Source organism: Maritalea mobilis, assembly GCF_004363175.1.
Taxonomy (GTDB): domain Bacteria; phylum Pseudomonadota; class Alphaproteobacteria; order Rhizobiales; family Devosiaceae; genus Maritalea; species Maritalea mobilis.
On sequence record NZ_SNYR01000002.1, the window covers coordinates 225,483 to 242,729 of the forward strand.

The 17,247-nt window shown below is 51.8% G+C and carries 13 protein-coding genes; 3 read left to right on the forward strand and 10 right to left on the reverse strand.

What is annotated here, in order from left to right; all coding sequences use genetic code 11:
• Positions 1 to 179: 179 nt before the first annotated feature.
• A complete protein-coding gene (locus ATL17_RS08865; RefSeq protein WP_166638967.1) occupies positions 180 to 1,478 on the forward strand; it encodes a PAS domain-containing sensor histidine kinase in 1,299 nt (432 codons plus the stop codon).
• Positions 1,479 to 1,485: 7 nt separating this feature from the next.
• Here ATL17_RS08865 and ATL17_RS08870 read toward each other — a convergent pair whose 3' ends face one another.
• The 10 genes from ATL17_RS08870 to ccmI form a co-directional block, all read right to left on the reverse strand.
• Positions 1,486 to 4,365: a bifunctional [glutamine synthetase] adenylyltransferase/[glutamine synthetase]-adenylyl-L-tyrosine phosphorylase gene (locus tag ATL17_RS08870; RefSeq protein ID WP_133572451.1), complete on the reverse strand. Its 2,880-nt coding sequence runs from the start codon at positions 4,363 to 4,365 to the stop codon at positions 1,486 to 1,488.
• 3 nt (positions 4,366 to 4,368) lie between these two features.
• Positions 4,369 to 5,772, reverse strand: a complete 1,404-nt coding sequence (locus ATL17_RS08875) for a sensor histidine kinase (RefSeq protein ID WP_133572452.1) — start codon at positions 5,770 to 5,772, stop codon at positions 4,369 to 4,371.
• Complete coding sequence (locus tag ATL17_RS08880; RefSeq protein ID WP_133572453.1) at positions 5,765 to 6,436, reverse strand: response regulator transcription factor; 672 nt, start codon at positions 6,434 to 6,436, stop codon at positions 5,765 to 5,767. The genes ATL17_RS08875 and ATL17_RS08880 overlap by 8 nt, the downstream gene beginning before the upstream one ends.
• 69 nt (positions 6,437 to 6,505) lie before the next feature.
• Positions 6,506 to 7,987 carry a Do family serine endopeptidase gene (locus ATL17_RS08885; RefSeq protein ID WP_133572454.1) on the reverse strand — a complete coding sequence of 494 codons (1,482 nt, stop codon included), beginning with the start codon at positions 7,985 to 7,987 and terminating at the stop codon, positions 6,506 to 6,508.
• 153 nt (positions 7,988 to 8,140) lie between these two features.
• Positions 8,141 to 8,896 (reverse strand): sulfite exporter TauE/SafE family protein, encoded by a 756-nt coding sequence (locus ATL17_RS08890; RefSeq protein ID WP_133572455.1) that lies wholly within the window; start codon positions 8,894 to 8,896, stop codon positions 8,141 to 8,143.
• Positions 8,897 to 8,936: 40 nt separating this feature from the next.
• The gene (locus tag ATL17_RS08895) at positions 8,937 to 10,169 is read right to left on the reverse strand and encodes a bifunctional alpha/beta hydrolase/OsmC family protein (protein WP_133572456.1); all 1,233 of its coding nucleotides are present in this window, start codon (positions 10,167 to 10,169) and stop codon (positions 8,937 to 8,939) included.
• On the reverse strand, positions 10,129 to 10,632 hold the full coding sequence (locus ATL17_RS08900) for a cytochrome c-type biogenesis protein (RefSeq protein WP_133572457.1): 504 nt from the start codon (positions 10,630 to 10,632) through the stop codon (positions 10,129 to 10,131). The genes ATL17_RS08895 and ATL17_RS08900 overlap by 41 nt, the downstream gene beginning before the upstream one ends.
• Positions 10,629 to 12,608 carry a heme lyase CcmF/NrfE family subunit gene (locus tag ATL17_RS08905; protein WP_133573145.1) on the reverse strand — a complete coding sequence of 660 codons (1,980 nt, stop codon included), beginning with the start codon at positions 12,606 to 12,608 and terminating at the stop codon, positions 10,629 to 10,631. The genes ATL17_RS08900 and ATL17_RS08905 overlap by 4 nt, the downstream gene beginning before the upstream one ends.
• Positions 12,609 to 12,616: 8 nt before the next feature.
• A complete protein-coding gene (ccmE, locus tag ATL17_RS08910; RefSeq protein WP_166638968.1) occupies positions 12,617 to 13,066 on the reverse strand; it encodes a cytochrome c maturation protein CcmE in 450 nt (149 codons plus the stop codon).
• The gene (ccmI, locus tag ATL17_RS08915; RefSeq protein ID WP_133572459.1) at positions 13,063 to 14,208 is read right to left on the reverse strand and encodes a c-type cytochrome biogenesis protein CcmI; all 1,146 of its coding nucleotides are present in this window, start codon (positions 14,206 to 14,208) and stop codon (positions 13,063 to 13,065) included. The genes ccmE and ccmI overlap by 4 nt, the downstream gene beginning before the upstream one ends.
• Positions 14,209 to 14,280: 72 nt before the next feature.
• On the opposite strand from ccmI, the gene ATL17_RS08920 reads away from it, so the two are divergent.
• Both ATL17_RS08920 and ATL17_RS08925 read left to right on the forward strand, forming a co-directional pair.
• A complete protein-coding gene (locus ATL17_RS08920; RefSeq protein WP_133572460.1) occupies positions 14,281 to 15,420 on the forward strand; it encodes a hypothetical protein in 1,140 nt (379 codons plus the stop codon).
• A 246-nt stretch (positions 15,421 to 15,666) separates the two neighbouring features.
• Positions 15,667 to 17,247 carry an FAD-dependent oxidoreductase gene (locus ATL17_RS08925; RefSeq protein WP_166638969.1) on the forward strand — a complete coding sequence of 527 codons (1,581 nt, stop codon included), beginning with the start codon at positions 15,667 to 15,669 and terminating at the stop codon, positions 17,245 to 17,247.

Genomic DNA, 17,247 nt, shown 5'->3' on the forward strand with positions numbered 1-17,247 from the left:
TGAGAACACTGAAACAAAAGTCTTCCAACTTGTTTGGACAACGCAAAAAACCTCTCCGCTCCTTGCTTGTTGACGCCAACAACAAAAAAGTGGTTGCGCCCTCCCCTCACAGCGCAATTCAGCCTCCAAAACCCCTCGTTCCAACGACGAGAAAACTGGCGCTGGCATGGCTGATCGCCGTGCTGGGCGCGGTTTTTTTCACCGCAGAATTGGGCGTTTGGGCACAGCTTGTTTCCACCGGCATTTTAAGCGCCATTGGTGGCGTTGCCCTGATCCGCATGAGCGCACAGGACGAGCGCCAACAGCTCGACTATTTGCTGCGCTTGAATGAAAACAAAGAAGATAAAGAGTTGCTGCGTGCCCTCACCGACCTGCCCCATGGCATCGCCTATTGGGACAAAGAGGGCAACATGCTGTGGCACAACCATGCCTATCGCGACATGATGGGCCTTTCAGGCGGCACCAAGCTGCGTGGCCGCCCATTCACCAACATTATGTCTCTCGCCGCAAATCCGCATCGCTTTGAAACGGTGCATGATGCAGACAATCACCGCGTGGCAACTGCCGCTTGTTTGGATGGTCGCCATATCCGGATTGAAGATATTGCGAAAACCAAACGCAATTTCGTGACCATCATCACAGATATTTCGGAAGAAGTGCGGGCAAAGCGCGACAATGATACGCTTGAAAAAGAACGCCAGACCCTGCTTCGCCAATGCACTGCTGACAAATTGGCCGCTGAAGCTGCAAGCCGCTCCAAAACCTCTTTCCTTGCGCATTTGAGCCACGACATGCGCACCCCGCTCAACCACATTATCGGCTTTGCTGACTTGGTGCAGCATGAACCATTCGGCCCCTTGGGCGACAAGCGCTATATCGGCTATTTGGGTGACATCAAGAAATCTGGCGAAGCGCTGCTGAACTCTTTTGCTGCGATCCTGGAGCTTTCTGAACTTGAAGCTGGCAACAAGGCGCAGAATGAAGAAGCGCTACGTATCGATGATCTGTTGAAATCTCAAACCGCTAAATATAAAGCGCGTGCAGAACGGATTGGCGTGGAATTTGTCGACTTCTCAAATGCGATTGGCGATGTGTTTGCCGATAAGAGCCTGATGCAACGCATGTTAGACAATATTTTGGACAATGCGGTGAAGTTCACCCCGAAAGGCGGCAAGATCGCTGTGAATTCATGGGATGCCGCGGATGGCGTTATTATCGAAATCACCGACACAGGTATCGGCATTCCACAAGAACGCATGGCGCTTTTGAACCAACCATTTGTGCTAGGCGAAGCGGCCTTTGCAAAAGAACAAAATACACTGGGCCTCGGCATTGCCACTGCCCGCGCTATCGCTGAGTTGAATGGCGGACGCATCCATATCGACAGCGCAGTTGGGATTGGCACCACCGTTTTAATCACCTTGCCGAAGCATGAGGCAGAAGCAGCGATAGACGTTGCGTTGGATCACGTGGCATAGGCAAGCCTTAGACTACGATAAACTTCTCCATCAACGCCCGCACCCGCTGCTGCTTAGATTTCAAATCCGTTTCCAACGCATCAAGCGAAGGAAAATGGGTCACCCGGATCAAGAGCTCCTTAAAGCCTTCGCTCCAGCTTTCAATTTTCAACGGATCGTTGAGGCATGCGCTCATCAATTGCAGCACGGCTGAAAACTCTTCGTGAATTTCCTTTAGCTCCGTGGCTTCGGGCAGCAAATCAGTTTCGGCCAATCGCTCAAACACCTGTTTGGGGGGCGCTTGCGGTACTTGCAGCTGATCGCCATATGCCAATTGTGCGAACTGAGCGATAAATTCTAAATCGATCACGCCGCCAATAGCGAGCTTTAAGTCCCAAACGGATTTGGCCTGACGATCCTTTTCAATGCGGGTGCGCATATCCCAAACATCGTCGACCAGCTTTTGCTTGTCGCGTGGCGCGTTTAGCGCATCGGAGATGACCGTGTGTACACGTTCACCCAAATCCCCATCCGCAAACACGGCGCGGGCACGCGAGAGCGCCATATGCTCCCATGTCCACGCCTCTTTGTGCTGATAGCGATCAAAGCCCTTAAAGCTTGTCGCAAGCGGCCCTGCATTGCCTGACGGACGCAGGCGCATGTCTGTATCATAGAGCACGCCCTCCGCCGTGGGCGCGGACAAGGCTGCCACCAAGCGCTGGGTCAAACGCGTGAAATAATGCGGCGTTTCCAATGGGCGTGGTCCATCTGACCCATCACTGCCCTCAGGCGCGTCATAGAGCAAGATGAAATCCAAATCAGATGTCGCCGACATTTCGGCGCTGGCGAGCTTGCCAAAGGCCAAAAGCGCAACCTGCGCGCCGGGCACTTTGCCATGTTTCTTTTCAAACTCGCTGCGCACCCCTTCAAACAGCCATTCCATCAGATTCTGCGCAAGGGCGGAGAATTGCTCGGTTGCCTGCTCTGGCTTCACGGTGCCCGCAATAAGGCCCGCGCTGGTGAGGAAAATTTGTTCCTGACCAAAGATGCGTGAGCGATCGATCAAATCTTCATAGTTTCGAGCTTCGCCCAGAAAATCATTGGCCTTTTGGGTGAGCGCCGCCACAGTTGGAATTTCATCGTAGAAAGCCGGATCAATCAGCCCGTCCACAATGTGCACACGGCGCAAGATTGCGTCAGTCATGCGAGGGGCTGAGGCCATGAAGTCGACCAGCAAGTGGCGCAGCCGTTCATTATTGCGCAGCAAAGCGAAGAGCTGCACGCCAGCAGGCAGTTTAGACAAGAAAATGTCGAACAGTTTCAGCGCTTCATCCGCATTGCGGGCATTGGCCAGCGAATGGAGCAGATGTGGCACGAGTGCCGTTAGGTTTTGCCTTGCTTTATCCGCCCGCGTGGCGGGATAGCTGGCATAATGCCACTTTTTGATGGTGGTGATGGCGCTGCTTGGGTCGCGAAAGCCCATATCGGACAGGGCTTGCCATGTGTCGGGATCGTCGTCGCTGCCCGTGAACACCAGCTTATGTGCCAACTGTTCGTCACCATCATCTGAGAACAGTTCCCCATAATGCCCCACAACCCGCACAAGGCAGCTTTGGTAAGCACGCTTGAAGCTCTCCACATCTTCAAAATTCATCAGAGATGCGATGGGTGCAATCGCAGCATCATTATCGCCCAACTTGTGTGTCTGCTCATCTCGCAACATTTGCACGCGGTTTTCAACTGCACGCAAGAACCAGTAATTCTCTTCCAACTCATCGGCAATTTTGCTGGAAATCCAATTGCAATCGGCCAGTGCATCGAGCGTGTCGGCGGTGGACCGGGTGCGCAGGCCTGGCTCTCGCCCGCCGGCGATCAATTGTTGAGTTTGGGCGAAGAACTCAATTTCGCGAATGCCGCCAAAGCCCAACTTAACATTGTGACCATAGACTTCGCGGCCCACAATATTTTTAGCGACATTGATCTGCCGCTTGATGGCGCGGATATCGTCGATGGTGGCATAGTCCAGATGTTTGCGCCAGATAAAGGGCGTTAGCTCTTTCAGGAAAGCTGCGCCCGCTTCCATATCGCCAGCGCAAGGCCGCGCTTTGATCCACGCGGCGCGTTCCCAATTTTGCCCCCGGCTTTCATAATAAGTCATGGCGGCACGGGTGGAGATGATCGCGGGTGTTGAACCAGGGTCCGGGCGCAGGCGCAAATCTGTGCGGAACACATAGCCATGGGCATCACGATCCTGCATGAGCGCCACCAATTGGCGCACCAGCTTTTCATAGATGCGCGCGTGGCGCGGATCATCGATCAGCGGCGAGCGATCCGGATCGAAAAAGATGACAATATCAATGTCAGAGGAGTAATTAAGTTCGAGGCCGCCATGTTTGCCAAGCGCGAAAACGCAAACGCCCAATTGGGCACTTGGACGCACGCCTTCTTTTAACTCAAACTTGCCTTGAGCAGCCAAATCGCGCGACAGGAAATCTAGGATGGCGTCGAGCGCCCGGTCAGCAAAAAGCGCCAATGCGCTTGTTGTGGCGGCGGGCGGCGTAGCCTGGCCAATTTCGGCGATGGCAGAGACAAGGGCAAGGCGCCGTTTATTCTGCCGCAAGGCCTGTGCCATCTCCGCTTCGTCATCAAGTTGCCCGAGTTGATCGGTTTCTGCCAACAGATTTTCAATGATGGCATCAAAGGGCTGATTGAGTGCCTCTAACAGCCAATCAGCTTCTTTGCTGGCACAATCCAACAGGAATGGCGATGCCGCGAAGATGGGCGCAAATATTGGCTCTAGAGCGGCTGGTGCATTGGGGGCAAAGTCACGGTGCCAAGTTTGGAAATCTTCCGCCGTGCCAACATTGAACGAAACTGGTTTCAATTCAGCAATTAGCTCAGCGGTCATAAATTAGCTTTCCTTTGGCAAGGTGATCAGCACTTTGGTGCCCGGTTCATTATCCAATATTTCTAGCTTGCCTTTATGCAGTCTGGCAACGGCAGAAACCAAAGAAAGACCCAAACCTGAACCCGCTTCTGACCGACTTTCCTCAAGTCGCACAAAGCGCTCCAACACGCGCTCCCGATCTTTTTCCGGAATGCCTTCCCCATTGTCGCTAACGCAAATGCGAATTTGGTTTGGCTGCTGTTCCAACCCAATTTCAATTTTGGGCACACCCTCAGCCGCTTTCGCATATTTGATGGCATTTTCAACGAGGTTCACAATGGCCTGCCCGATCAGTTCGCGGCTGCCTTTGACCTTTGGCACATTTGTGAGATTGGTAGACAATTCGATTCCGGAATCTTCTGCAACCGGTTGATAAAGATCGACAATATCTTCGATAATTTCGTCAACCGCGACCAGTTCGAAACTGCCATCCGGTGCCCCGGCTTCGACCCGCGCAATCAACAATAGCGCGTTGAAGGTGCGGATGAGTTGATCGCTTTCCTCGATCGTGGCCTGTAGCGCTTGGCGCATTTGCTCCGGGTCATCATTGCGGTTGAGTGCTCGCTCAACTTTGTTGCGCAATCTGGTGAGCGGTGTTTTTAGATCGTGTGCCACATTGTCGGTGACTTCTTTAAGACCGGCCATCAGATTTTCGATGCGCTCCAACATCTCGTTGAGATTTTCGGATACGCGGTCATATTCGTCATTGCGCTTGGTGATCGGCAAACGCTCGGACAAGTCGCCAGACATGATCTTCTTTGAGGCAGCGGAAATCAAATCCAAGCGTCGCATGATATTGCGCGCCAAGATGGTGCCCAGCAGCACCGACAGAATGATAATCCAGAAAACACCCCAACCAAAGGCTTCGAAGATAATGGCGCTGAAGCCGCGACGTTCAACAATGTCGCGCCCGACGACCAGATAAAAGCCAGAGGGCAACTGGAAGCTCTTGACGAGCGCCAAGCCTCGGTCTGGACGCTCATTATCGTCCTCATCATGCCAGTTCTCCTCAACCTCATAGCGGAAGCTATGCACGCCGGGATTTTGCAGCACGAAAGTCGGGATTTCTTTGACATTGCCCGCCAAGACTTGTCCCGTCGGGTCGGCCACATAATAAATGCCTGGCCCCGGCCGATCAGCAAAGCGCTGCACGCCCTGCACTAAGCCGGGAGTGCCCGCACGCTGATAGGTGCGGTTGAGTTGGCCAATTTCACGATTGATGGCGGAGACTTGCTGGCGCTGAATGAGAATGCTGGTTTGGTAAGCGATGTAGCCAAGAATGGTGACAGAAAACAGCACGAAGAGCAGCACAAAAAAGCCGCTCTGCCGGAAGGTCGTTGTTTTCCAAATGCGCCAAATTCTACTCACGGATCATATACCCTGCGCCGCGCACCGTTTGCAGCAATTGCTTGGATTTGCCCTTGTCAATTTTGGTGCGTAACCGCGACATGTGCACATCGATCACGTTGGTTTGCGGATCAAAATGATAATCCCACACATTTTCCAGCAACATGGTGCGGGTGACCACCTGCCCGGCATGTTTCATCAAATATTCGAGCAAGCGAAATTCACGGGGTTGCAGGCTGATTTTTTCGCCCTCCCGCTCCACATTGCGCGACAATCGATCTAGCGTGAGGTCGCCCACCTGATAGGTGGTTGCGCCTTCTGCTGGCGATGCCCGGCGCGCCAGCACTTCAATGCGCGCTAGAAGTTCAGAGAAGGCATAGGGCTTGGTGAGGTAATCATCGCCGCCGGAACGAAGGCCCTGCACGCGGTCGTCCACGGCACCGAGCGCAGAGAGGATCAAGGCAGGTGTGCTGTTGTTTTCTGCGCGTAGACTTTCGATGATGGATAGACCGTCACGTCGGGGCAGCATGCGGTCGATGATCATCACATCATAATCCATGGAGGATGCCATGGCGTAACCCGTTTCGCCGTCTGCGGCGTGGTGGGCTACATGTCCCACCTCGTCGAGTGCCTGAATCAGATAGTTCGCTGCGTCGCGATCATCTTCAATCAACAAAACTTTCATATGCGTTTTACCCGACACTCAAATTATTCTGCCGCGCCCAATGGGGCGCGACAGATGTTGGCTTAAACTTTACTCAATCGCAAGGCCCACGAAGCGTGATACGCCTTCACGTGCAGCTTTAATCAAAATGGTTGAGCGGCCAGCTTCTTTCACCTTTTCGATCTGCTGTTCGAACTCTGCGATGGTGTTTACTGGCTCGCCATTGGCTTCCAGCACCACATCACCTGGGGCGAAGCCCTTTTCGATGGCGCGGCTTTCTGGATCAATGTCCACGATCAACAGGCCATCGCCTGTGTCGTTTGGCACCAATGTGAGGCCAGTTGCTGTTTCTTGCGGCTCACCTGGCTCAACTTGCGGTGTCTCTTCGTCTTCGTTAATCGCCTGCTCGTCTTCCAAGCGGGCCAACTCAACACGAAGTTCTAGAGATTCGCCATTGCGCCAGATGCCAATTTCAACCGTTGTACCCGGTGAGAACTCAGCAATGGTGCGCGATAGATCGCGTGCATCGTCCATCTCTTCACCGTTTACAGAGGTGATGATGTCGCCAGATTTAACGCCAGCTTTCTGGGCTGGGCTATCTGGTGCAGGTTCAGTCACCAATGCACCGCGTGCTTTATCTAGGCCAACGCTATCCGCAATGTCTTTCGATACATTTTGGATGGAGACGCCGAGATAACCGCGTGTCACGTTACCATCGTCCATCAAATCGAACACAACTTGCTTCACGGTTGAGGCCGGAATAGCGAAGGCGATGCCCACATTGCCGCCACTAGGTGAGAAGATGGCCGTGTTCACGCCAACCACTTTACCAGTAGTGTCGAAGGCTGGGCCGCCGGAGTTGCCGCGGTTCACAGCTGCGTCGATCTGGATAAAATCATCATAGGCGTTGGCATTGATGTCGCGACCGCGGGCAGACACGATACCTGCCGTTACGGTGCCGCCAAGGCCAAATGGGTTACCGATGGCAACAACCCAGTCACCTACGCGAGCTTCTGCATCAGAAAATTCAACATAAGGCAAATCACTTGCCGCCTCGAGCTTGAGCAAAGCAAGGTCTGTGCGTGGATCAGTGCCGATGATTTGGGCGGCCATCTCGTCGCCATTTTCCATCACCACCATCACTTCATCTGCATCTTCGATCACGTGGTTGTTTGTGACCACAAAACCATCAGATGAAATGATGAAGCCAGAGCCTACAGCTTGGCCAAAACGCTCACGCGGGCGATCACGGTCGCCACGGCGGTCTTCAAACTGTTTGAAGAAATCTTCGAAAGGGTGCCCTTCTGGCAGGTCTGGCATGCGGAAACCATCGCGGTTGCTGAACGGATTACGTGCCTCTTCAATGCGGGTTTTCACCCGAATGGATACAACAGCAGGGCTGACCGCCTCCACCAAATCAGCAAAGCTAAATGGTGCGACATTTTCAATAGAAATTTGTGCGTTAGCTGGCGCAGTCGACAAGACGCCAGTGGCAATCGCGCTGGTGGAAATCAACGCCGCAGCAGCAATTGCTTTGAAACGGTTACGGTTTATCTTTGATACAGGTCGCATCAAGTCCTCCTTATTGGAACGAATTCTATGACTGCCAATATGGAGAAGCGTGCCTTTCAACATGATTACATGTAGATTAAACTTTTGTAATGTTGAGGGCCAAACTATGGCAGCTATTGGCAAATTTTTGTCTCAATCTCGCAAAGAGCTGCCTTAAGCCCAAAAGGTTTGGACAAGCAGCCACAGGGCGAGCAAGGTCAATAAAAGCCTAAAGATTTTGCGGAACAAAGGTTCCGACAAACCGTCCAACATTTTTGATCCGAGCAAGGTGCCCAAAAATCCGGTGGCGACCATCATCAGGATTAGCGGTAGATATGCAGCGAATTGAAAGCCCAATAATGTGAAGGTCACGACTTTCAGAATATTCTGTGCGGTCATCAAAGCGGCGTGAGTGGCGATCATCTCACGGCGATCTTTCAAGCCCTGCAAAAAGCCCATAACCAAAGGACCGGAAACGCCCACCACCATTGAGATGGCAGCAGCGAAAAACCCGGTGAAGGCAGTGACGAATGGCGATTTGATGACAGATTTCAGCTTAGGACCCCAAGCTGTGTAAATCAGAAACAAGCCGATCAGCGCGCGGAACAGGTTTTCAGGCAGGAGGTGTGCGATTTGACCACCAACTGCCACACCCACCGCACTGCCGATGCCAAACCACAAGAAGAACGGCCAAACAATATGTTTGAACCGCACAATTGCGCGGCCACCATTGCTGCCCAATTGCACGGCCCCGTGCACAGGAATGGCGATCAGCGGATTCATCACGCTGGTCATAAGCGCGATCAGCATCGCGCCTCCACCTAAGCCAAATGCGGCCGTGGTTGCGGAAGTGAAAAAGCTCGCCAAGATAAGAAGCAGCGAGAATGATGGGGCGAGATCAGCAGGCAGAAGCGCCAAGAAAATGTCCATGGCGCTTTATTAGACCTAAGCCAGTGGACTGGCAAGTGGATCAATTGTCCATGAGTGCTGTGCTGATGTGAGATTTTTGCTCTAGCGTTTTGTGCACGGGGCACATGTCTGCAATTTCTAGCATGCGTTGACGCTGAGCATCGGTGATGTTGCCGACAATCTTAATCCGGCGATCAAAATGGTCCACACGCTTCTTGCCGTCTTCACATTGTTCACAATCATTTACATGACGCTTTTCGTGATCAACGTACGTTTCGATATGTTCGACATCGAGCTTTTTGCGGTTTGCATAGAGCCGCAGGGTCAATGTGGTGCAACCACCAAGCGCAGCAGCCAATAAATCATAAGGCGAAGGCCCTCGATTTGTGCCGCCAACCGACTCAGGCTCGTCAATTTGTAGCGCGTGCCCTGCCGCATTGACATTAAGGTGCAGCGGCCCCTCGCCGCTTTCAGCCGCGATAACATGACCGGCATCTTCATAAAACTTCTCGGTGCTGGGGAAATGCCGTGCTGCCCAAGCCGAAATCACGCCAGCGAGATAAGCAGCATCTTCGCGTTTGGACAGCAGGTGATCGGCCTGATCCAACGACACAAAGCTTTTTGGATGGCGCGCGGCCAGGAAAATTTCTTGTGCATTTTCGATCCCCACCACCGTATCAATAGGACTGTGACAGACCAAAAGATCAGCCCTCAACTCTTTCAGGCGGTTGGTTAAATTAAACGCACTAACATCTTCGATAAATTGCTTGCGAATGTGGAATGGCCGCCCGGCAAGCAACACTTCAGCCTCGCCGTTCTGCGCAATCTCCTCACGCTTTTCGCCCAGCAAATGCAAAACATGATCGGGTGCGGCAGGCGCACCGATGGTGGCCACAGCCTTTACATTTGGCATGTCCAGCGCTGCCATCAGCACAGCTGCGCCGCCAAGCGAATGCCCGATCAACAATTCAGGTGGGCGATGATGGGCGGACAACCAAGCGCAAGCCGCTTGCAAGTCTTCAAGATTGGTGGAGAAATTGGAGTTGGAAAACTCGCCATCAGAGTGGCCAAGGCCCGTAAAATCGATACGGAGCACCGCAATACCTTCATTTTGAAGGGCGTTGGCGATGTGGCGGCTGGCGGCAAAATCTTTTGAGCAGGAGAAGCAGTGTGCGAAAACCGCGAAAGCCCGAATACTCGATTTGGGCAGGTCGAGTGCCGCGGCGATTTTTACGCCGCGGCTGTTTTCAAATTCAATCCGTTGGCTTGCCGCTGGTTTGATTTTCGTTGCCATGGTCAGGCTCACTTTCTGCTAATTCGGCCAACATCTTCGCCTCTTCCGAGGTGAGAGTCGCATCACTTGTCACACGCTTTTGACGCAGTGAAACAGCAAAAACGATCACGAGGCCAATCACAAAAACAAGAGGTGCCGCAATCCACAGGATTAGATTGTGACCTGAGAAAGTGGGTTTGAGCAAAACAAACTCACCATATCGCGCAACGACAAACTCAACCACTTCGTCATTGCTGTCACCAGCAACCAACCTCTCGCGCACAACAATGCGCAGATCGCGTGCCAGATCCGCATCGCTATCATCGATTGACTGGTTTTGGCACACAAGACAGCGCAGACCCGCGGAGATATCGCGGGCGCGTTGCTCTAAGGCAGGATCGTCCAGTACTTCATCTGGCTGCACCGCAAATGATGCAGGCACAAAGCTCACAAGAAGAATCAAGACCATCAGAAATCGATTCATCTTGCTGCTCCAAGCTGTTGTTTTTTAGCCAGATTTGGCGCGGCGATGCGATATTTCCGATCAGTAAGCGAATAGGCACCAGCAAGCGACATCACCACAGCACCCAGCCAAATGAGCAAGATCCAAGGCTTGGTCCAAATACGCACCACGCGGCCATTTTCACCCACGCGGTCGCCAATCGAAATATAGATTTGCGACAGACCAAAAGTTTTGATGCCAGCCTCAGTGGTTGGCATTTGGCGTGCCGGATAATTGCGTTTTTCGGATGACAGTGTTTTCTCTGTGCTGCCGATTGGCGCCACTGCGAAGGTTGCCCGTTCCGAGGTAAAGTTGGGACCAGCTGTGTCAATTTCGTCGATGAAACGTACTGAATATCCGTATGTCTCGAGCTGTTGGCCAGGTTCCATGGTGGTGATGGTTTCGGTCTCATAAGTCATGACGAACACAACGCCCAGCACGGTCATGCCCAAGCCCATATGCGCCAAGCTGGTTGACCATACATTTTTCGGCAATCCGGCCAAACGGCGCAGCGAAACGGACGGCGCAACCTTGAATAATTTGCTGCGCTCAACGAGATCAGTAAGTGATCCGATGATAACCCAGAAGCCCAGCAAAAGACCAAGTGGAGTAAGGCTAAAGCCTTCCCACAAATAGGCGGAAACAATCACTGTAAGGACAAAACTGATCACGATGGCACCAAACAAACGCTTACTCGCCTGCGCGATGCTTGCGCGCTTCCACGGTAGGAAGGGACCGAACGGCACAACCAGCAATAGTGGAACCATTAACGCCCCGAATGTGAGATCAAAGAATGGAGCGCCGACGGATATCTTGATGCCAGTGAAGGCATCCAAAACCAGCGGATAAAGCGTGCCCACCAAAACCGCGATTGTTGCTGTCGCCAAAAAGAGATTGTTGAACACCAACGCCGCTTCCCGCGAAACTGGCGCGAACAGACCGCCTGCTTTCAATGTTGGCGCCCGCCAAGCAAATAGCAGGAATGCGCCGCAAATAAAGAAGGTGAGCATGCCCAAAATCACCAACCCGCGAGATGGGTCTGTGGCGAATGAGTGGACCGACGTCAAAATGCCCGACCGCACAAGGAATGTGCCCAGCAGGCTCAATGAGAAGGTGATGATGGCTAAAAGGACCGTCCAGATTTTCAACGCGCCGCGTTTTTCCATCACGAGTGCGGAATGCAGCAAAGCCGTACCGGTCAACCATGGCATAAAGGATGCGTTCTCAACTGGGTCCCAGAACCACCAGCCGCCCCAGCCAAGTTCGTAATAAGCCCAATAAGACCCCATCGCGATGCCGAGGGTGAGGAAAATCCAGCTGGCCATAGTCCACGGGCGCACCCAACGGGCCCACGCGCCGTCAATTTTGCCGGAGATCAGCGCGGCCACCGCAAATGAGAAACACACTGAAAAGCCCACATAGCCGATGTAGAGCAATGGAGGGTGAATGGCCAAACCAACATCTTGCAAGATTGGGTTCAAATCCCGCCCTTCCAAAGGCATTTCAGGCAGCCGTTCAAAGGGATTTGATGTGAACAAAGTGAAGCCGATAAAGGCAAATGCAAGGAAGCCCTGATTGCCCAAAACCAGATTAAGCGTTGGCTTGGGCAAGTTTGAGCCGCCAATGGCAACTGCTGCCCCAAACAAGGTCAAAATTAACACCCAAAGCAGCATCGAACCTTCATGGTTGCCCCACACTGAGGTGAATTTATAAAGCGTTGGTTGCAAAGAATGGGAATGCTCGTAAGCGAGTTTCAATGAGAAATCCGAAGTCACGAACGCGACGCTTAGCGCTGCAAAAGAGAGCAACACGAGCAAGAATTGCAGCATGCTGGCTTGGCGCACAAATTGAAAGCTGCCTTCATTTGGCCGCTGCCACGCATAGGTCGCCACGCCGACCTGCACAACAGAAAGGGCGAACGCCAGAATTAGGGCAAAGTGACCGAGTTCAATGCTCAACATAGGGCTTATCCTGACGCTTGATCTGTATGGCCGGGGCACAGCCCCTTCTCTTCAAACTTATCGACCATGTCCTTTGGCACGTAGTTTTCATCGTGCTTGGCCAACACGTTGGTGGCTTCGAACAGATCATTGTTCACCAAAGAGCCTTCAACGATCACTTCTTGGCCTTCACGGAAGAGGTCAGGCACAATGCCGCTATAATGAACTGGGATATCGACCTGACAGTCGGTCACCAAGAAGTTGTGGGAGGTTCCGTCCTTCACCCAGCTTTCTGATTTCACAATCCCGCCAAGGCGCACGGCCTGATTTAAAGCAATGCTTTGCGACTTAATCTCGCTGGGCACAACGAAGAAAGATGCCGTGCCACGCATCGCGATCGCGATAAATACAACGGCCGTCAGCACAATAGCTGATAAACTGCCAATAATGGCCAAACGCTTTTGCTTGCGTGTCACTGATTTTGCTCCTTCTTCAATTGGTCTACAAATGGGGCAATCGCCTCTTCCAAGGCTTCTTTTTCCGCTGCTTTGTCTTCAAAGGCTTCACGTGCCTTTTCCATATCGGCGCGCGCCTGCTCAATTTGATCTAGCACCATCCGCGATCTGATCAGCTGGGCCCACTCGCCTGCGCTGCCGCCATCAGCATAAAGACGTTCTGCCAAGCCGCTCACCATCTGCGCGATCATTTCATTGCGGTCAGCTTCATCCATTTGTGATGCCGCTTCCACTTCATCAGGCGTTGGGCCGCCCTCGCCTAAGCCAGCTTTTGCAGCAGCTAGGCCATTCTGCGCTGACTCAACCCAAGGTTCGTCACCTTGTGCCAGTGCCAAAATATCTTCCCACTCCTGTTTCGCAACGTCATATTCTTCATTGTTCAACGCGATATTTGCCAAATAAAAACGCGAACGGATGTGACGTGGATCAAGCTGCACTGCTTTTTGTAGCAACTCGATAGCTTCTGGAGTGGGTTTACCTTGAGACTTCATCAAATAGGCTTCTGCGAGATCCGTTACGTTTTCAGCATTTTCGCCTTCGATGCGAATAATGTTTTCAAATGCAGTAACGGCTTTGTCTACATTGCCTTGACGCACATAAACTGGCACCAGCACCCGCCAGCCGCGAATATCGTCAGGTGTAATCTCTAATTGAGCCTCAATTTGGGCCACCGCGTCATCTACATCGAGATTTTCGATGGCGGCCAGCCGGGTTGCCAAAGGCTGATTGTTAAAGCCAGGCGAGCCGAGGAAATAATATGTACCCAAGCCAATGGCCAGAAAACTGATTAATGCGGTTAGGCTATAAGTGAGTGGCCATTTTCCAGCAGTTGTGCTGGTTTCATTAGCCTTTTTTGCGGCCAAGGCCTCGCGTGCCAACTCAGCTTGAGCAACACGAAACTGCTCATCATCCAGAAGGCCATTTTCTTTGTCTTTTTCCAGCGCCTGCAACTGGCTCTTATAAAATGCGTCGTCCGCATTTGGCCGCGAAAGATCTTCGGCACCGTTTTCCTCACGGCTTTTCGCGCGGAAATGTGTGGTTAAAAACAGCACCATCGCAACAATAAGAGCGAGCAAAACCGCAGATACCCAAAACGAATTCAATGTGCCGTCCTTCTACCGAATTTAAATAATGTGGACCTACTTAGCGCAAAATGACAAAAATCTTAAGCAAATATGATCAGGCGGATTGACGCATCGCGCTGGACATGGTGCAACTCAACAGGTTGGGGCGAAACACAATTAGTTGATATGACAGATAATTACGATTTGGCCATTTTTGGAAGCAATGCAGCTTCGCGCCTTTTGGCTTTAAGCCTCGCCCAAAATGGTGGGATGAAGGTGTTGCATATTTCTGATTCTGAACAGATTCACCATTTGCCCACCTCCCCGCAATTGTCCGCTGGCTATTGCACATCTCCTGATTTTTTTGAAGCCGCTGCGGAAGGCGCTGAAACGATTCAGCGTTTGCTGTCGCCATATAAAGATGTCGAGTTGGTTTCCGCGCGCCCAAACGCAATTTTTGCACGCCTGCCCCAACATGGCCAACTCATTGAGTTTACTGAAGGTGCCGCAATTCATGCCAATATTGTGTGTGAAAGACGCGTGCACAGCGCAACCCATAGCGAACAATTGATTTTCCCGGAGGCGGTGAGCTTCGACGAGCACAATATCCGCCAATTTGTTGGTCCAAGCCCGATCGACATCAAAGGATTGAGTTTTTTACAACGGCATGAATTTGAACGGTCTCATATCACGAAAGACGGACGTTTCTCCGGCAAATCCAATACATCCACTTATAAAGCTGACCGTGTTTTATTGATGGATCATGATTTGATCGAGTTTGAGCTGGAAACACAGACTAAACGCATACCGCTGCAGAGTTTTCCGCATCAGGTTCTCCGCTTTCATCAACAAAAAAACTTTGCCTACGCGGCGCAGCAAGACATCAGCACGGGCCTTTGGCAATATGGATTTGCAGAAGCCGACATTTTGTTCAGCTCTGTTGGCAGCGTGGATCAATTGGCGACCTATTTGTTTAAACATTTCCCCGACATTGCTGATCGACGAATTCGTCAAATGGATCAGAAACGGTTTGTCACCACAACTGACGGCTACCCGCTTTTTGATGTTATTGGCGACCGAAATGTAATGTGTTTTTGTGGAGCGCAGCATTTTGAAGTGGCCTTGATGCCGCTATTGGCGGAAAGCCTCTCGAACGAGATGAACACAGATTCTCCACTTTGGCGAAGCGCACGAGTTCAAAACCGTCAGGCAGGTGCCGGCACACTTTTGCAAATGGCGGTGGCTTCTTAGATGTCAAAGCGTATTCAACAAATTGGCAATCAAAAGTTTGGCCACCTAATAAAAGCGGACCGCCAGATCGAGTTCACGCTTAACAAGAAGCGGTTTACCGCATGTTTTGGCGACACTCTTTATTCAGCGCTTATTGCCAATGGCATATTCGAAGTCGAAGGGCCAAATGGCGAAAGCCTTTCGCTGAGCAAATCTCTGCCTCTATTTGCGCGCCATCAAACCGAAACTTCTGCTCATGCGAAGGTTTTGATTTCTGATCTGGTTATCCAAAACGGGGATAATCTCGAATTAGACATGGCACGAATAAATCTCGTGCCCCGCCTTATGAGGCTTGCGCGAGGTCAGCGACATGCCCCTATTGCGCTCAATTGGAGGCAAAACGTCCATTTCGATCTCCCCCATGCGTCTAGCCTCACTCAAAAAATCGTCGTTATTGGCGGGGGCATCGCTGGCATGCAAGCTGCCTTAGAGGCGACAAAGTCTGGTAAGAAGGTTCTCTTGCTTGAGAAGGATCAATTGCTTGGTGGCATGTGCGCCTATTATGGCAAATCAGCAGATGAAACTGAGCCGGAAGACCTGATCAATACGCTGATCGCTGAAGTTGAAGCAAAGGAGAACATCCGCATCTTCACCAGCAGCAAAGCACTCGATATCAAAGAAAAGTCAATTCTGGTTCAACACAGCCTTTTTCACGAAGAGCGCCAACGCACTGAGCTTAGCTGGGTCAATTTTGATCAATTGGTGATTGCCACTGGTGGGGAGCATAATGGGTTTACGCTCGATAATCATTTGCCCCATCGCGTGCTCGACAGCAAAGAAGTATTCCACGATTTGTGGGCATATGGTCTCAATCGTTTCCAAAAAAATCTATTATATACCGTTGAAAACGGGGCCTACCGCCTGGCAATGCATATGAAGGAAGCTGGCCTTGATCTCATCAAGGCTTATGATGGTCGTCCGGCGCCCTCCTCTCGGCATATCGATTTCGCGAAAGCGGTAGGCGTTCAAATGGGATTTGCGCTTCGTCTGCAATCGGCTGTTCCGCTCGCTAAGCAGATCCAATGTCATTTCAGTCCAACTCATATGGATGCTGCCCACCAGCATTTTCAAACCGAGAGCGATGCGCTGATTGTGGGCTACCCGCCACAACCGGACAATGGCTTTTGGGTTAAAGCAGGCGGAAGCTGCGCATTGGATGAGCGATCTGGCCGGATTATGCCAGATGCAGGCCCCGATCATATCGCCATTGTCGGCACAGCAGCGGGATACAGCTCACAGATAGATTGCCTTACCAGCGTTGCCGAAGCGATGTCGCAACTCGGTCAACGAGGGCTCACACGCGGTGCATCGCAAGTTCATAATTCGCAGGTTTATGAAAGCCCCGCCGCCTACAAACACAATCTCCCTGAAAATATCGGAAGAAATAACACCCGATTTTATGATTATCCTGAAGCAACCAACTATTATTTGAAGGCGTTGCCGCATACAGATCAAACGCTACGGCAATATTTTGCCAATGGGTATTTCGCTGACACTCATGAACTAACCAATCTGCCTGCCAGCGTGCCGGCGCACATCAAGTCGACCGTTCCAAACGCCCAAGAGTTTCTCATTCATCTGCAAAATAATGAGCGTTTGCGCGTTGGTCAGAAAATCTTTGTGGCCGGGCAAGATAAGTCTGACGGGGCCATCGGAACCATTGTCACTATCGAACAGGGTAGGATCGTGGCAATCTGTAATGGCGAATTAGTGTCTACAGGATTAAAGATTTCTGTCGAGCGCAGGAACGGCTTGAGCTCCCCTGCAACAATTGGCGAAATTCTGTAA

Bases quoted from the DNA above. Each gene is read 5' to 3' on its own strand.
- ATL17_RS08880 (WP_133572453.1), bottom strand. From the start codon at position 6,436: ATGAAAGTTTTGTTGATTGAAGATGATCGCGACGCAGCGAACTATCTG.
- ATL17_RS08890 (WP_133572455.1), bottom strand. From the start codon at position 8,896: ATGGACATTTTCTTGGCGCTTCTGCCTGCTGATCTCGCCCCATCATTC.
- ATL17_RS08895 (WP_133572456.1), bottom strand. From the start codon at position 10,169: ATGGCAACGAAAATCAAACCAGCGGCAAGCCAACGGATTGAATTTGAA.
- ATL17_RS08920 (WP_133572460.1), top strand. From the start codon at position 14,281: ATGATCAGGCGGATTGACGCATCGCGCTGGACATGGTGCAACTCAACA.
- ATL17_RS08885 (WP_133572454.1), bottom strand. From the start codon at position 7,987: ATGCGACCTGTATCAAAGATAAACCGTAACCGTTTCAAAGCAATTGCT.
- ATL17_RS08900 (WP_133572457.1), bottom strand. From the start codon at position 10,632: ATGAATCGATTTCTGATGGTCTTGATTCTTCTTGTGAGCTTTGTGCCT.
- ATL17_RS08870 (WP_133572451.1), bottom strand. From the start codon at position 4,365: ATGACCGCTGAGCTAATTGCTGAATTGAAACCAGTTTCGTTCAATGTT.